The sequence below is a fragment of the Melioribacteraceae bacterium 4301-Me genome (genome assembly GCA_041538185.1).
Classification (GTDB): domain Bacteria; phylum Bacteroidota; class Ignavibacteria; order Ignavibacteriales; family Melioribacteraceae; genus Pyranulibacter; species Pyranulibacter aquaticus.
This window is the reverse complement of the sequence record JBGORM010000001.1, coordinates 686,891-703,380: the sequence shown is the minus strand read 5'-3', so window position 1 is coordinate 703,380 and position 16,490 is coordinate 686,891. Positions and strand designations below refer to the sequence as shown.

At 32.1% G+C, this 16,490-nt stretch carries 12 protein-coding genes and 1 tRNA gene; 5 read left to right on the top strand and 8 right to left on the bottom strand.

The window, feature by feature from the left end:
* The first annotated feature begins 31 nt into the window (after positions 1–31).
* From ABRY23_03110 to ftsE, 5 genes are all read left to right on the top strand, one after another.
* Entirely contained in the window at positions 32–1,321 is a 1,290-nt protein-coding gene (locus tag ABRY23_03110) for a folylpolyglutamate synthase/dihydrofolate synthase family protein (GenBank protein MFA3782036.1), read from the top strand.
* A 171-nt stretch (positions 1,322–1,492) separates the two neighbouring features.
* Entirely contained in the window at positions 1,493–2,740 is a 1,248-nt protein-coding gene (gene rho, locus ABRY23_03105) for a transcription termination factor Rho (protein MFA3782035.1), read from the top strand.
* 3 nt (positions 2,741–2,743) lie between these two features.
* Positions 2,744–3,757 (top strand): 4-hydroxythreonine-4-phosphate dehydrogenase PdxA, encoded by a 1,014-nt coding sequence (gene pdxA / locus ABRY23_03100; GenBank protein MFA3782034.1) that lies wholly within the window; start codon positions 2,744–2,746, stop codon positions 3,755–3,757.
* On the top strand, positions 3,741–4,478 hold the full coding sequence (locus ABRY23_03095) for a class I SAM-dependent methyltransferase (protein ID MFA3782033.1): 738 nt from the start codon (positions 3,741–3,743) through the stop codon (positions 4,476–4,478). The genes pdxA and ABRY23_03095 overlap by 17 nt, the downstream gene beginning before the upstream one ends.
* Positions 4,478–5,161: a cell division ATP-binding protein FtsE gene (ftsE, locus tag ABRY23_03090; protein ID MFA3782032.1), complete on the top strand. Its 684-nt coding sequence runs from the start codon at positions 4,478–4,480 to the stop codon at positions 5,159–5,161. Before ABRY23_03095 ends, ftsE begins: the two co-directional genes overlap by 1 nt.
* A gap of 536 nt (positions 5,162–5,697) precedes the next feature.
* Here ftsE and ABRY23_03085 read toward each other — a convergent pair.
* From ABRY23_03085 to ABRY23_03050, 8 genes are all read right to left on the bottom strand, one after another.
* On the bottom strand, positions 5,698–6,339 hold the full coding sequence (locus tag ABRY23_03085; protein ID MFA3782031.1) for an adenylate kinase: 642 nt from the start codon (positions 6,337–6,339) through the stop codon (positions 5,698–5,700).
* Positions 6,340–6,463: 124 nt separating this feature from the next.
* The gene (gene tadA, locus ABRY23_03080) at positions 6,464–6,946 is read right to left on the bottom strand and encodes a tRNA adenosine(34) deaminase TadA (GenBank protein MFA3782030.1); all 483 of its coding nucleotides are present in this window, start codon (positions 6,944–6,946) and stop codon (positions 6,464–6,466) included.
* Between the two features lie 20 nt (positions 6,947–6,966).
* Complete coding sequence (locus tag ABRY23_03075) at positions 6,967–8,757, bottom strand: ATP-binding protein (protein ID MFA3782029.1); 1,791 nt, start codon at positions 8,755–8,757, stop codon at positions 6,967–6,969.
* A 991-nt stretch (positions 8,758–9,748) separates the two neighbouring features.
* Positions 9,749–9,835, bottom strand: a tRNA-Leu gene (locus tag ABRY23_03070).
* A 152-nt stretch (positions 9,836–9,987) separates the two neighbouring features.
* A complete protein-coding gene (locus ABRY23_03065) occupies positions 9,988–10,461 on the bottom strand; it encodes a PepSY-like domain-containing protein (GenBank protein MFA3782028.1) in 474 nt (157 codons plus the stop codon).
* Between the two features lie 161 nt (positions 10,462–10,622).
* Positions 10,623–12,785, bottom strand: coding sequence for a TonB-dependent receptor domain-containing protein (locus tag ABRY23_03060; protein ID MFA3782027.1), 2,163 nt, complete (start codon positions 12,783–12,785; stop codon positions 10,623–10,625).
* Between the two features lie 2 nt (positions 12,786–12,787).
* Complete coding sequence (locus tag ABRY23_03055) at positions 12,788–15,799, bottom strand: efflux RND transporter permease subunit (GenBank protein ID MFA3782026.1); 3,012 nt, start codon at positions 15,797–15,799, stop codon at positions 12,788–12,790.
* Positions 15,800–16,087: 288 nt separating this feature from the next.
* Positions 16,088–16,378 (bottom strand): GIY-YIG nuclease family protein, encoded by a 291-nt coding sequence (locus ABRY23_03050; protein ID MFA3782025.1) that lies wholly within the window; start codon positions 16,376–16,378, stop codon positions 16,088–16,090.
* Positions 16,379–16,490: the final 112 nt, after the last annotated feature.

Sequence of the window (16,490 nt, the reverse complement as noted above, 5' to 3'; positions counted from 1 at the left end):
GCTTATCGAATAAATTTTTGAATTAAGCACAATGGATTATAACTCTGCAATAAAAAAGCTTTTTTCTTTACATCAGTTTGGAATTAAATTAGGATTAGACAATATTTCTAAGTTGTGTGAATTTATAGGCAATCCTCAAAAAGAGTTAAAGGCTTTTCATATTGCCGGATCAAACGGTAAAGGAAGTACGGCATCTTTTCTTGCAAGCATATTAATGGAAGAAGGGTACAAAGTGGGCTTATATACCTCACCTCATTTTGTGAAATTTAACGAAAGAATTCGCATTGATGGAAAAGAAATTGATGATGATTATATAGTAAATTTTGTTAGTGAGTTGAACTCGTATATCGACCAAAATAGCCCTACTTTCTTTGAGTTGACCACAGCAATGGCTTTTAAGTATTTTTATGAAAACAAAGTTGATTTTGCTGTTATAGAGACTGGTCTTGGCGGACGTTTAGATGCAACAAACATAATTGAACCATTAATTTCAATTATAACTACAATTAGCCTTGAACATACTAACGTGTTAGGTGATACAATTCAAAAAATTGCGAGGGAAAAAGCCGGCATTATTAAAAAGGGAAAACCTGTTGTACTTGGAATTATGCCACCTGAAGCAATTGATTCTATTAAGGAAATTGCTGAGAAAATTGGAAGTAGAGTATTGTTGTTAAAAGAAATTGTTGATGATAAAGGAGAATATTTAAGAATAAAAAACAACCCAAATTACTATAACATTTATCAGACTCCATTAAAGGGCAAATTCCAGTTGTTTAATGCTGCTTTGGCTATAGCTGCTATAAATCAAATACTAATTCTGTCTAATGGAATAAATATAGATAGAGGAATAAGAAACGTAGTTCGAAATTCCGGTATTCAAGGGCGTTATGAAATTTATAATAATAATCCTTTAGTTATTTTTGATTCAGCACATAACCCTGAAGGCGTAAAATCCTTTCTGGGCGAGTTTATTAAGGACAAGAAAAAATATACTAAACGAATACTGCTTTTTGGTGTAATGAGAGATAAAAATATACCTGAAATGCTTTTTTTGCTTAGGGAACATTTTGATGAGATACTTATAACCTCAGTTAATTACGAAAGAGCTGCTTCAATTGAGATGTTACAAGATATTACCAAGCAGTTAAAAATAAATTCAATTATGGTTAAAGAACCTGAAGAGTATATAAAGAAATTCATAAGTTCAAATAAAGGGAACGAGGTCCTTGTAGTTTTAGGGAGTATGTATTTACTTGGTCAAGTAAAAAAGATGTTAGCAAAAAACTTTAATGGGGTTGAGAAAATTTTATGGAATTAATAAAATTTCTTGACATTTTGTATGAATAAAATTAATTTTTCAGTGTACCTCGTATTCCTTCGAGTTATCAATATTAATCAAAGAAAAAAAGTCTAATTATTGCCCCAAAAGTGAGTGGCCTCGTATAAACAAATAGTAATTATTCACAATTCTTAGGAATTTATTATGCCAATGGATATTTCAGAACTGCAATCTAAGAAGATTGTTGACCTGTACAAGATAGCCAAAGAATTTGGACTAACAGGTTACAGCGACCTTCGTAAACAAGAACTTATTTTTAAAATCCTTGAAGCTCAGTCGCAAAAAGACGGGCTAACTTTTTCAAAAGGCGTCCTTGAAGTTTTAGCCGATGGATATGGTTTCTTACGTTCGGCTGATTATAATTATTTGCCATCGCCAGATGATATTTACGTTTCACCTTCTCAAATAAAAAGGTTTAGTCTTAGGACTGGCGATTTTGTTAGCGGACAAGTTAGACCGCCAAAAGAAGGGGAAAGGTTTTTCGCCCTTTTACGCGTTGAAGCTGTTAATGGGAAAGACCCAGAGGAGATAAGAGAAAGAACTTTATTTGACAATCTTACACCAATCTATCCTACAAAAAGACTTAAATTAGAAACATCTCCCGGTGAATATTCCATGAGAATAGTTGACCTGTTGGCTCCGATTGGTAAAGGACAGAGAGGCCTAATAGTTTCTCCGCCTAAAGCAGGTAAGACTGTTTTATTGCAAAAGATTGCTAATTCAATTACAAGAAATCATCCCGAAGTTAAAATTATTATGTTGCTAATAGATGAAAGGCCCGAAGAAGTAACGGACATGCAACGCTCAGTTCAAGCTGAAGTAATTAGCTCGACTTTTGATGAGCCAGCTGAAAGACACGTTCAAGTAGCAAATATGGTGATCGAAAAAGCAAAAAGAATGGTTGAAGCCGGCGATGATGTTATGATTTTGTTAGATAGTATTACACGTCTGGCTCGAGCACACAATACTGTAATTCCACACAGCGGAAGAATACTTTCTGGTGGAGTTGATTCCCAAGCTCTACATAAACCTAAAAGATTTTTCGGCTCGGCTCGAAATACAGAAGATGGCGGAAGTCTTACTATTATTGGCACAGCTTTAATTGATACAGGTAGCAGAATGGACGAAGTTATTTTTGAAGAGTTTAAAGGAACTGGCAATATGGAATTGGTACTTGATAGAAACCTTGCCGATAGAAGAATTTTTCCAGCAATTGATGTTAATAAATCTAGTACAAGAAAAGAAGAACTGTTATTGAAAGAAGATGAACTGAATAAAGTCTGGATTTTGAGAAAAATTTTAAGTGAATTCGACCCTATTGAAGCTATGGAATTTTTGTTGGACAAATTAAAGGGTACGAAAAATAACAAAGAATTTATGTTAAGTATGAATAGTTGATAGATGATAAGATTAGCATTTACATGCGGCGATATTAATGGAATAGGACCAGAAATATCAATAAAAACTTTTAACGAATGCTATGACCCAGAAAAAAGAAAAATCTATTATTTCTCACCAAAAAATTCATTTGAAAAAATATGTAGCTCTATAAAGCCAAATTTTCCTTTTGAAATTGTTGATTCAATTTATAAAAGTAGTGAAAAGCCAGAGTTAGTTTCTATAATTAATATTGGCAATTATGAAATTAATGCTGGCTTTCCAACACGCCAATCGGGCGAAGCAAGCTTTCAATCTTTGAAACATGCATTTAATTCTGTTTATGAGTTGAAGATATGCAATGCACTAATTACAAATCCAATTTCTAAAACAGCTATTAAACTTTCGGGTCAAAATTTTTCTGGTCATACAGAGCTTTTAGCTAAATGGTCAAATAAAAAAAATTATCTGATGCTTTTTCTTTCTGATCAATTGAAAGCTGGATTGGTAACAGTTCATGTTCCTTTATTTCGCGTTAGTAAATTAATTACAAAAAAAAGAGTAACGGCTGCAGTTAGAATTCTTTATGATTCACTAAGGAAAGATTTTAATATTCAAAGGCCAAAAATAGCTGTTCTTGGTTTGAACCCTCATGCTGGAGAAGAAGGAAATATTGGGAAAGAAGAAATTAATATTATCCATCCTGCCATTAAAAAATTTGATTTTGCTGAGGGACCATTTGTGCCCGACGCCTTTTTTGGCACAAAAAAAATTAACAACTTCGATGCTGTATTAGCTATGTATCACGACCAAGCTTTAATCCCATTTAAAATGATAAATTTTTACAAAGGTGTAAATTTTACTGCTGGGTTGCCTATTATAAGAACATCACCTGACCACGGCACAGCCTTTGATATTGCAGGCAAAAATATTGCTAATAACTCCAGCCTCTCTTCTGCACTAAACTGGGCTGAAAAAATTTATGCAAATCGAAGCAACAAAATTATTATTGCCAATCCAAATGACAGTAAAAATTGAAAAACCTTATACTTCTTTAGCAAAAATTTATTCATATTTAATGAGGTCGGTAGACTATAAAAATTGGGCTAAATATTTAATTGATTTGTTTGAGAGTTTTGGTTTTGAACAACCTCGTATTTTAGAATTGGCCAGTGGTACAGGTAAAGTATCTCGTTTCCTTGAAAAAAAATTTAATAATATTATTTATTCCGACATTTCATTGGAAATGTTAAAAAATTTTGAGACACCTGAGAGAATGCTTGTTTGCTGTGATATGACCATGCTGCCATTTCGAACTAAGTTCGATATTGTATTCTCAATTTTTGATAGTGTTAATTATTTAACTAACACAACACAATTAAAACGAATGTTTAATCAAGTGAATAAAGTTTTATCTGATTATGGATATTTTACTTTTGATGTTAGCCTTGAAAATAATAGTAAAAGATATCAGAAATATCTGAACAGAAAAGGGAAGTTTAACGGGATTCATTATAAACAAATTAGTAAATACAAAGAGCAGACTAGAATTCATTACAATATTTTTGAATTAACATTTGAAAATGGTTTAACTGTTCAGGAAATTCACAAAGAGAAAATTTATCCACTAAAAGTTTATTATAAATTAGCAGAGACCGAAGGTCTATATGTAACTGCATGTTATGATGCTTTTTCATTTAATCATGGTAATGACAACTCTGAAAGGGTGCAGCTTGTACTAAAGAAAAAGGACTTTTGATGCTTACTTTTTCACATGTCGATTTTAAGTACTATAACCAGCCAGTTTTCACTGACTTGAATCTTCAGATTAATGAAGGTGAGTTTGTTTTTCTGATTGGCAAAAGCGGTATAGGTAAATCAACCTTGCTTCAACTGATTTACATGAATTTGCTTCCACAATCAGGCTATGTTCAATTCGATAAGTTCTCCTCCGAAACAATAAAGACCAAAGACTTGCCATATCTCAGAAGAAAATTAGGAATTGTTTTTCAGGATTTCCAATTGCTTGAAGACAGAACAGTTTATGATAATTTAGCTTTTGTTCTGCAAGTCACTGGCTGTCCACGTAAGATAATTAAAAAGAAAGTCTACCATGCGCTATCGGAAGTTGGTTTAACACATAAACAGACCAATATGCCAAAAGAACTTTCCGGTGGTGAGCAACAAAGAGTTGCAATTGCCAGAGCAATAATAAATGAACCTCTTTTAATTTTAGCTGATGAACCAACCGGTAATTTAGATCCTGAGACAGCCCAAGAAATTTTAGATATTTTAAAGAAAATTAATTCACGAGGTACTGCAGTTTTGTTTGCAACTCATAATTATGATTTAGTAAGAAAATTTGATACAAAAATAATTAAACTCGAAAACGGCAAAGCTGTCAAAGTAATTTTGAAAAAGAAAGAAGAAGAAAAACTATAATTATTTTTCTTTTTTATAAAATTACTTTCTTGATATGACACTCATTTGCATATCTGTCCAATATATTTCGTCCCTAAATGGACTTAATCTATTTCTTTGTTCTTTATCCTATAAATATTTTGTCCTGAGGGGACAATAAAGCTTTGATTATGCATAAACCAATGTAATCCCTTTAGGGATTATATAGTTATACAATAAATAAATATCAAACTGAAGTTAAAAGTCCCGTAGGGACGAGATAGGGATTGATTTACAAGACAAGTAGAATAGTCCAAAATCTTGAAGTTTTCTAAATTTATTTGGTAATTCATCCCTTCGGGATTTGATTTCAAAATTATTTTGGACAGCAGTGCTCATTTGCAAAGCCTTCATTTGAGAAAAACTGTTGAAATGATACTATATCATATTCAGAAATTGCAACAAAACTATAACAGAATTTATCTTTTAACAACACTTCGGCATGAATAATTTTAACTAATTTTTTAATGAGAATACTCCTTAGACCATTATTTTGTAATAAAACACTAGTGATGATGTTATTCTAGTTTATTCAAGATTTCTTTTGTAACATCTTCGATAGAAAGGGTACCGTCAACTTCTATTATTCTTGCTTTGTTTTGATAATAGTCTAAAACCGGCGCTGTTGTTTGATGATAAATTGCTAACCTTTTTCTAATTACACTTTCCTCATCATCACTTCTGCGATAATAACTATTTTTTGCTTTGCAGACTGGGCAAATAAAATTATCACTTACTTCATTTTCATTTAAGATATTTCCGCATTTACTGCAAATTAAGCGAGAGGAAAGACGTTTAACAATTACGTCATCATTAGCAACAAGTTTGATGATAACTGGTTCAGAATTTGAGATTTCATTTAAAATGGAACTCAGTATTTTGGCTTGATGAATATTTCTAGGAAATCCATCAAGTATAAATCCATTTTTGCATTTAGGACTTCTAATAGTTTCTTTTACAATTTCACCAACAATTTCATCGGGCACTAGTTCACCTTTATCAACAATCTCCTTTGCTTTTTTACCAAGCTCAGTTTGATTCTTAATTGCATCTCTAAGAATATCGCCGGTGGAAATGTGAAGAATATTTAACTTCTGAGATAAAATTTTAGCTTGAGTTCCCTTGCCTACGCCTGGGGCTCCAAATATGATAATATTCATAGAACTTTTGACTGCTATTAGGTTTTAAAAATGATTTCCATTATAATTTTGCTTTCTGTAAAATTAATTAATACTTACACACATCGCAAACTTTGAGATAGATTGTTTTTAGATATAGATTTTTTTAAAGTGGATAGTAAAAATTGGTTGTTCTTTTTCTCTTAAAATAAGAAGCAAGCAGCTTTTTCGATTCATCAGAGTAAATGCCAGAATATACATTTACTTTATGATTGTAAAAAGAATTATCTACCAAGTTGTATAAGCTTCCACATGCTCCAAATTTAGGTTCGAACGCAGCAAAGTATAGATTTTTTATCCTTGATAAAAGAATAGCGCCTGTACACATAATGCATGGCTCGACTGTTACATATAAGTCACATTCGGTTAAAAATTTATTACCCAAATTGTTAGAAGCAGCGGTAAGAGCTAACATTTCAGCATGTGCTGTAGAATCTTTTAATCTCTCTGTTTGATTATATCCTCTGCCAATAATTTTATTGTTATAAACAACAATTGCACCTACAGGAACTTCGTCCTCATTTAATGCTTTTTCAGCTTCCTGCAAAGCTGAATACATAAATTTATAAACATGTTCAGCAAATAACATTATAACTATTTTTCTCTTAATTATAAAATCTGTTGATTATTATTTTTAGGTAATGTAAACGAAAAAGTAGAGCCTTCGCCAACTTTACTTTGGATATTTAATTTTCCGTTGTTCTTTTCTATGAATTCTTTACATATTATTAAACCAAGTCCAGTACCTTGCTCATTTTTTGTACCACTTGAAGAACGATTAGAATTATTTTGAAAAAGAGAAGATAAAGAAGTTTCATCCATGCCTATGCCATTATCTTTAATTTCTATTAAAATATTCTCTTTCTGATCTTTAACATTAATTTCAACTTTCCCATTCTCATGTGTAAATTTTATAGCATTGGAAACAAGGTTTCGGATTACAGTTTCAATCATATTGGAATCAGCATATACCTTTTGTTCTGGTGGACAATTATTTATTATGGATATAGATTTTTGATGGGCTGCAAATTTTAATGAATCAATTACTTTCTTGATGACATAATCTAAATATATTATGTCAGGTTCAAAATTTACTTTGTTCATGTTAATACGTGCCCATGTAAGCAAATTGTCAATTAATGCTAAGAGGTTCTTTAGTGAGACTGCAATATTATCAATATATTCTTTTTTTTCTTCGTCAGGTGTATTGTCAAACTCGTCTCGTAATAGTTGTGTAAAGCCTAGTAAGCTGTAAAATGGACTGCGTAAATCATGAGCAACAATAGAAAAGAGTTTATCTTTTTGATTGTTGACTTCCTCAAGTTTTCTTTGACTTTCCAATAAAGAGTTTTGAAATTCTATTCTTTGGGTGATGTCATCCATAACACCGACAATTCCTATTACTTCATTATTTTCATCAATAAGCGGAGCTTTATTTATGTTGAGCCAACGTTTAATTCCATTATAAAGCTGAATCTCTCTTTCAATGTTATTTAATGTAATTTTATTTTCTATAATAGCATTATCTTCTTCATCAGCGAGCCATCTGTCATTTTTACTAATCAAATCTTCATTGGTTTGCGAAAGAATTTTTTCTTTTGTTATATTAAAAAAATGAAGGAAAGATGTATTTACAAGTGTAAATTTTCTTTCTAAATTTTTCACATAAATAAGAGCTGGAGCAGTATTAATTATGGTTTCAAGTTCATTCTTGCTTCGTGCTATTTCAACAGCTAATTTCCTTCTTTTTCTTACATCAAGAATAATTACAATAAACAATGTTGTTAAAAGAATAATATAGATTAAAATAAGTATTACGAAGTAGGTTAAGTTTTTATTTACCTTATACTGAAGAGATTGAATTTGTTCTAAAGCCGCTTTTTCTTCTTCATCGTCTAACATTTGCCAATAATTATCTAATTTTTTATAGACATTTTCCTCTAAGCGTATTACTTCTAAATCCATTACTTCTGAGTGGTTCAGTGAAAAAGACAGATGATTTAATTTATACAATTGTTTCCGAATTGTTTCTGCAAGTGGAGTGAAAAACTTTAAGAATCTTGGATTATTGTTAATAAGTGCTTCTAATTTCCTTAAATTGCTCAAAAGAGAATCGAGATTTGAAAAATAATTAATCGAATCTTTTTTGCTGCCTGCTATTAAATAATTCTTACTATATATCTCAAGCTTCTGAAGTGTTTTTAGTATAGCTTGTGTTTCAGAGCGAAGTTTTGCATTATCAGTAACAACTTTTGAACTCTTGTAAAGTTCTTGTTTTGAGAAATAAAGTATGCTGCTTAGTATAACTATTGCACATAAAGAAATTAACCAAGTAGCAATTATTTTTTTCTCTACTGATATACTATGCCATTTACTAAGTAAGGTTTTGAATATGCTCATATATTTTTTGTATGTTATATTTATTGCTTTACAGTGTTAAAATAATGAAAATCGTGCTTATTCATTAATTTTTTTAAAATGAATATGATAATTCGCTTATACATTACTCACACAGGGCGTTAGACATTTCTCTTTCTTTTTACTAACATCTTTTATCTTTTTACTTTTATCATTTTCCTTGAATTAAAACTGAGGGTTGAGGTCAAACCTATATGTAGATAGTTGCAAGGTTAGAATATTTTTTAGGAATTGCTTACTCACACAGGGCGTTAGATATTTCTCTTTCTTTTTACTAGCATCTTTTATCTTTTTACTTTTTACTTTTATCTTTTTCCTTGAATAAGTACCGAAGGCCGGAGTCGAATCTACCTGTCGGTAGACAGGCCGGCATGAGGTTTAAGGATATTTTTAGGAATTTCTTACTCATACAGGGCGTTAGATATTTCTCTTTCTTTTTACTAGCATCTTTTATCTTTTTACTTTTTACTTTTATCTTTTTCCTTGAATTAGTACCGGAGGCCGGAGTCGAATCTACCTGTCGGTAGACAGGCCGGCACGAGGTTTAAGGATATTTTTAGGAATTCCTTACTCATACAAGGCGTTAGATATTTCTCTTTCTTTTTGCTAGCATCTTTTATCTTTTTACTTTTATCTTTTTCCTTGAATTAAAACTGAGGGTTGAGGTCAAACCTATATGTAGGTAGTTGCAGGTTAGAATATTTTTTAGGAATTCCTTACTCATACAGGGCGTTAGATATTTCTCTTTCTTTTTACTAGCATCTTTTATCTTTTTACTTTTTACTTTTATCTTTTTCCTTGAATAAGTACCGGAGGCCGGAGTCGAATCTACCTGTCGGTAGACAGGCCGGCACGAGGTTTAAGGATATTTTTAGGAATTCCTTACTCATACAAGGCGTTAGATATTTCTCTTTCTTTTTACTAGCATCTTTTATCTTTTTACTTTTTACTTTTATCTTTTTCCTTGAATTAGTACCGAAGGCCGGAGTCGAACCGGCACGAGGTTTAAAGCCTCACTGGATTTTGAGTCCAGCGCGTCTACCAATTCCGCCACTTCGGCAACGTTCAAAAAATACTTTGAAAAAATAGTTTTAATCATTTAATTAAGCAAGAAATGATGAAAAATTTATATTTCATCTGCACCAGAATCTTTATCGAGTAAAAATCCACAAAGAATCAAAGCTTGTTAAGCTGTTAGTTTTCACACAAAAGTTAGTCTTCGTCTTCTTTGTCTTCGCTTTCATTTTCTTTTTCTTTGTTCACATCCTTCTTCTCAGCTTTTCCATTCTTATCGAACAATAAATCTTTACTGTTCTTTCCTTTAGTTATCTCAGCCTCGAATAACTCTTCGCCATTTGCTTTAATAATTTTAGCAGCACCGGTAATTTTAAATCCCTTATAGTTATCCATTACATATTTCTCTACACCTTTTGGTAACTGAGAAATCTCAATAGCGGTTTCAGTTTCCACAACTTTTCCTTCTTTATCGAAAATAACAGACATATCTTTCCCGTTCAATTTGAAACTGGCTTCGTAACCCTGTTTTTCTTTATCCCATTTAACTTCAGTTGCCTTTGGATATAGTTTTGAAAATGAGTCTTTTGCAGCTTTTGGGATGTTTACCTGCTGTGCAAAAGCAGTGAAAGAAAAAAATAGAAATGCTATTAAAAGATTTTTCGCTTTCATTTTTAATCTCCTTTTTTTGTTGATAATTATTTCTTTACCATATAAAGATAATAAGTGATTCTAAAGTAATTCTGAAGTGGGTATTAAGTAATTTATTATCTAAAAATTGGTTTATGCTGCCAGTAGTGATTTTTTACAAAAAATAATTAATGGGTTCTCGATTACTTAGAAAAAACAAGTGCTATATTAAATTTTCTTCCTTCGATTGGTCCCCATATTTCGGCAAATCTTGGGTCTTGATATGGGGGGAATACAAGTGGTTCTCTATCGGACTGGGTAAAGTTAAAAATGTTTTCACAATTGAGAATAAAGTCAAAATAACCAAACTTAATTTTTAACATCGCCTCGAATGTTGCAAAGGGTAATATCTTTTCTCCACTATCTAAATATTGACTTCCCATATAAATATTTCCTAAGTCTAACTCCCAGAAGTTTTCATTTTCAATTTGCAGAATAGAGACGATTTTGAATTTCGGGGTTAACGGTAAAAGAGAATTGTTATAATATTTTCTAACAGTTTTTAAATATGACAAACCTACGAAAAAATTAACATCCTCAAGTCCAAAACGTAAGTTTGTTTCCGTTCCATAGCTTTCTAAAGGTGCTGCTTGAGTTATAAGATTATATTGGTTACTATCGTTAAGTGATTTTTGATACGGATTATTAATCTTAACTGCAAAAAAGGTCTGGTTTAGTTTCAAAAAGAAATTGTTGGAAAAAGTAAAATTATAATTACAATCTAGTGAATAACTTTTTGAATACTCCTCTCCTGTCGGCTTATAAATTTTAGTACTTTCAGTTGTAGTTCCTTCAATTTCATTCAAATAAGAGATTGGTGAAGGAATTCGATAGCCGGTTCCATAGTTAAACCGTACATAAAAATTTTTAATAGGTTTGTATATTGCAGCTGCGGTAGGAAGAAGAAAATCATTCATTGTATTAATATGTTCATAACGTAATCCTGCTTCCAGATTAATTGCATCGTTTAATTTTATATTATCAATAAAAAAAAGACCGATTTGTGATTGGGATTGGTTGTTTATACTAAAGGTAGAATATTTGTCCTCTGTTAAATTATCGGTTGCCAAGCTTAAACCTGCAGTGAATTTATTTTTTGGTGAGTTATTAGAATAAGAAATTTCTGAAAAACTAAGGGTTTGTTTTCCTTTGAAAAGTGTTTTCATAGAGTTAATTGATAAATCAAACAAAGATATTCCACTTTTAATTTTAATTGTGTTTTCCTTATCTAGTAAATATTGATAGTCAATTCCTGAAGAGAAACGATTAGATGCCGATTTCAAAATAAAACTATGAGTTGGAGAAGGTGAAGAATTTATTGCTGCTATATCGCCGCCAAGTCGTTCGTCATAAAGAAACGAAGCGGTTATTTTTAAGTTACTTTTTTCGTTGAATTGATAAAATATTTTTGGTTCAATATTAAATTTGTGCAGCCTGGAAATTTCTGTGAAGCCGTCTCTGTTTAAATCCTTTGGAGGCGTGTAATCGTATTGAGTAAGTAGAGTAAAAGCAGTTTTTGCTTTTGGACTTGAGTAAAATGCACCCGCATCAATACCGCTGAAACTGGTAATATTAAATAGAAATTTAGTATTGGACTTTTCCTCAGGTACTTTTGAAATTAAATTTAAGATACCTGTTAAAGCTCCATTACCATAAAAAGTAGAAGAAGCCCCTTTAATAATTTCTATTTGAGCAAGGTCTAAAGGTGGGATTTGAATTAGTGCAAAATCCTGCGATAGACCACCAAACAGCGGGTAACCATCTTTAAGAATTTGAGTATACTGACCACTTAAACCAAGTATTCTGAAATTTGTTGCTCCGCTTAATGATGATGTCTGCACAACCTGTACCGCCGATAATTCTGATAACATTTCAGAAATATTCGGCGGATTTTCTATTGTCTTTTCGTGTAATTCTTCCGTTCCCAGAATTTCTATTCGTTGCGGACTATCATTAATGAAAGAATTAATTCTTGACGTTGTAACTGTTACTTGCTGTAAATTAATGCTCGTCGGCGAAAGTAGAACAATTACATTTTTTATTGAATCGCTTGTCCCAATTTGCACTTCAATTTCTTTAGCTTTATAGCCGATATATGAAATCAATAAGTCACTTTTGCCTTTAGGTAACTTTAAAAGTGCAATCCCATTTAAATTAGTTGTTGCTCCAGTATTAGAATTCTTTACAAATATATTTGCACCCACAAGCGGTTCATTAGTAACAGAATCTCTTATTGAAATTTTAAAATTGATTTGAGCAGAAACTTCTAACGAGAAAATTATAAAGAATATAAAACAATATTTCATATTTATTCTCTTTCAATCAATACTAGAATAGTTGGCAACACAATTATTAATAGCGGTACAGCGGCTATAAATCCGCCTATAATTGCAATTGCTAATGGCTGATGAAGCTGCGCTCCGCTTCCGATGCCAAGTGCAAGCGGGAACAACGCTGTTATTGCCCCAAGCGCAGTCATTAAATTTGGACGAAGTCTGATAGATATTGAATATGCAATTGCATCGTTTTTTTCCATTCCAATTTGTTTTGCTTCTGAAAACTGCTTGTAAGTAAAAATAGAATTTTCTCCTATAATTCCAACAATCATAATCAGTCCAATATAACTTCCTACGTTTAACGGTGTACCGGTTAAAAAAAGTGCAAGCACACTTCCGCTTATACCAAGAACAGAAAGAAATATTATTGCAAGACCAGCACGAATTTTTCTAAACAAAAAAAGTATTACTGTAAATACCAATAATACTGCCAAAAGAAGAATAATTATCAATTCTTTGAAGGCTTGTTGCTGCTCAGCGTAAGAGCCGCCATAAACAATTTGGTAACCTTGAGGCAAATTTATTTTTGATGAAATATTTTTTTGAATATCGGCAAGTGTACTGCCCAAATCACGATTGTTCAATCTTGCTGTAACTGCAACCATTTGTTTTAGATTTTCTCGCTCAATTTCTGCAACTCCGCTTGTTAATCTGAAATTAGCAAACTCATCAATAGGTTTTAATCTTCCATCGGGAATAAATATTGTAGTATTTTTCAGCTCATTTATTGTTCTGTCTTTTTTCTGTTCAATCATTCTGATATCAACCATACGGTTTTTTTCCAATATTGAACCAACAACACTACCTTTAATTTTAGTTTGCATTTGAAATTGAAAATCTTGCGGAGTTAATTGATATTGACTTAGCTTAGCAATATTAGGGTCAAAAGTTAACTCTGGACCAGCGATTGTAATTCCATTAAATACATCTGCTGTGCCGTTAGTGTTTTGAACAACATTAGCAACATCATTTGCCAATTTATAAAGAGTCGTTTTGTCATCACCAAAAATTTTTATTTCAATTGGCTGCACTGAACTCATTAAGTCACCAAGCATATCAGTAATTACCTGACCAAAATCAACACGAAGCGAAGGGAGTGCGGTTTCAATTTTACTTCTTATCTCATCTGAAACCTGTGCGGTGGTTTTATTTCTTTTTTTCTTTAATTGAATAAGATAATCACCACGATTTGGTTCGGTGATAAAAAAACCCATTTGTGTTCCTGTTCTTCTTGAGAAAGATTCAACTTCCGGAATTGTATTTAGCACATTATCAACATATTGCAACATCTTGTCGGTGTCTTCGAGTGATGTTCCCGGCGGACTTGAATAATCAAGAACAATTGAACCCTCATCCATCTCAGGTAAAAAACCGGAAGGCAGCTTTGGCAGTAAAAAGTATGCAAGAAAAATTAATATCACAATTATGCTTATTGCGATATACGGACGCTTAATAAAAAAGTAAACCCAACCGGTTTTATTTTTATCCTTCGGTTTAGGTTTAATTGAATGCCCTTTTCGAGAAAGTAAAAGATAAACTACCGGCAATCCAATCCAGGTAACAAAGAATGATGATATTAATGTGATAATCATTGTATCTGTAAGAACTTTAAAGTATGCACCGGCAACACCACTCATCAAAGCAAAGGGAAGAAAAATTACAATTGTACTTAAAGATGAACCAACCATCGCGGGAAGAAGAAATTTTATTGCCATTGTGACAAGTTCATTTGAGCTTAAATTTTGATTTTCTTCGTGCATACGATGAATCTGTTCCACAACTACTATAGCATCATCTATAATCAATCCAATAGCTGCTGCAATTGCACCGATAGTCATAATGTTAAATGTGTAACCCATCGCATATAAAATTGTGAGAGTTAAGCTTAGTGTAATTGGGATAGTAATTAAAATTACAGTGCTTCCCTTTAACGAACGAAGAAAAATTATTGTAACAATTATTGCTAGTAAAAGCCCAACCCAAAGGACGTCCTTTAAACTTTTGATTGAATCATTGACAAAATCAGCTTGATTATAAAACGGTTTTAGTATAACTCCTTTGGGCAATATTTTACTTAACTGTTTTATTTGCGATTTCACACTATCAACAACTTCAATTAAATTTGAATTCGGTTGTTTTAAAACAGCTACTAATGGAACATTTTTACCATTTGCATTTATTTTTATATATTCTTTCAATTCACCAATCTCAATTTTTGCAATGTCACTTAACTTTATGACTCGTTTAGGCGAGTTGGTTATAATCGTGTTTTCCAATTCGCTTTTTGTATTTATAGCTGCATTAGTTATTGTTAGATATAAGCGGTTATAATCTTTAATATATCCAGTCGATGAAATAATATTTGACTGAGCTAATACCTCTGAAATGGTTTTTGGTGTAATGCCAAGCTGACTAAGTTTTACTGGATCAAAAATTATATGATACTCTTTTATTTTCCCTCCAATTACCGCAATTTCTGATACACCTTTTACACGCGACAAGAAAGGTTTAACTGTATACTCGGCTATTTGTCTTAATTCAATTTGGCTTTTGCCATCGCCTTCAAGCGAAAAACCCATTACAGGCAGAATTGAAGGATTCATTTTTTCAATCGTAATATTTACATCCGGGGGAAGCTGTTGTTTGATTGCGTTAATCTGAGCTTCAATACGCTGTTTACCCAAATCAATGTTTGTATTCCAATTCAGGAAAGCGGAAATTTCACAGCTGCCACGACTTGTTGTACTGCGAATTAAATTTAGGTCCTGAACTTTTTTTATTGCATTTTCAAGAGGGATTGTGACTGTAACCATCATTTTATCAACTGGCTGCTGCCCATTATCTGCAATAATTTTGATTTTGGGGAAAGTAATATCGGGGAACAGTCCAGACTTAATATTTGATAGTGAAAAAAATCCACCAATGAGAATAATAAAAAGTATGACAATTATTGGGCTTTTAAATTTTGTGTAGAAGGTGTTCATAGTTCTTTACCTTAATAAATTTTATTTTAGATTGCTTCGTCGTTTCACTCCTTGCAATGACAGTTCAATGTAGTCATTACGAACGAAGTGAAGCAATCCCTTTCACTTTTTAGATTGCTTCGTCGCTCTGCTCCTCGCAATGACAGTTCAGTGCAGTCATTGCGAGCGAAATGATATGAAGCGAAGCAATCTGTTCTTCTTTATGGATTGCTTCGGGCTATCGCCCTCGCAATGACGATTCCACACACTTGGTCATTGCGAGTCCCGACTTGTCGGGACGAAGCAATCTCATAATATTTCATAGTATAAATCTTTCCACTCAGGATTCAAAGAATTAATTAGTTCTAATTTCTTTTTTCTTGATCCTGCTTTAATTTGTTTCTCACGCGAAATTGCGCTGTAAGCATCGGTATATATTTCATACCAAACTAATTTTGTACAGTTATACTTTTTAGTAAATCCTTCAATTAATTTTTCTTTGTGTTCATAAACTCTACGAACAAGATTATTTGTAACTCCAGTGTATAATACTGTGTTGTTTTTGTTTGTCATTATGTATACAAAATATTTCTTGTCCATAAACAATGTTTGTTTATTTTAGATTGCTTCGTCGCTTCGCTCCTCGCAACTACAGTTCAGCGCAGTCATTGCGAGCGAAATGAAATGAAGCGAAGCAATCTGTTCTTCTTTA

Bases quoted from the DNA above. Each gene is read 5' to 3' on its own strand.
- tadA (MFA3782030.1), bottom strand. From the start codon at position 6,946: ATGTTATTTGCTGAACATGTTTATAAATTTATGTATTCAGCTTTGCAG.
- ABRY23_03050 (MFA3782025.1), bottom strand. From the start codon at position 16,378: ATGGACAAGAAATATTTTGTATACATAATGACAAACAAAAACAACACA.
- ABRY23_03060 (MFA3782027.1), bottom strand. From the start codon at position 12,785: ATGAAATATTGTTTTATATTCTTTATAATTTTCTCGTTAGAAGTTTCT.
- pdxA (MFA3782034.1), top strand. From the start codon at position 2,744: ATGATAAGATTAGCATTTACATGCGGCGATATTAATGGAATAGGACCA.
- ABRY23_03065 (MFA3782028.1), bottom strand. From the start codon at position 10,461: ATGAAAGCGAAAAATCTTTTAATAGCATTTCTATTTTTTTCTTTCACT.
- ABRY23_03085 (MFA3782031.1), bottom strand. From the start codon at position 6,339: ATGAATATTATCATATTTGGAGCCCCAGGCGTAGGCAAGGGAACTCAA.
- ABRY23_03055 (MFA3782026.1), bottom strand. From the start codon at position 15,799: ATGAACACCTTCTACACAAAATTTAAAAGCCCAATAATTGTCATACTT.
- ABRY23_03075 (MFA3782029.1), bottom strand. From the start codon at position 8,757: ATGAGCATATTCAAAACCTTACTTAGTAAATGGCATAGTATATCAGTA.
- ABRY23_03110 (MFA3782036.1), top strand. From the start codon at position 32: ATGGATTATAACTCTGCAATAAAAAAGCTTTTTTCTTTACATCAGTTT.
- ABRY23_03095 (MFA3782033.1), top strand. From the start codon at position 3,741: ATGACAGTAAAAATTGAAAAACCTTATACTTCTTTAGCAAAAATTTAT.
- rho (MFA3782035.1), top strand. From the start codon at position 1,493: ATGGATATTTCAGAACTGCAATCTAAGAAGATTGTTGACCTGTACAAG.
- ftsE (MFA3782032.1), top strand. From the start codon at position 4,478: ATGCTTACTTTTTCACATGTCGATTTTAAGTACTATAACCAGCCAGTT.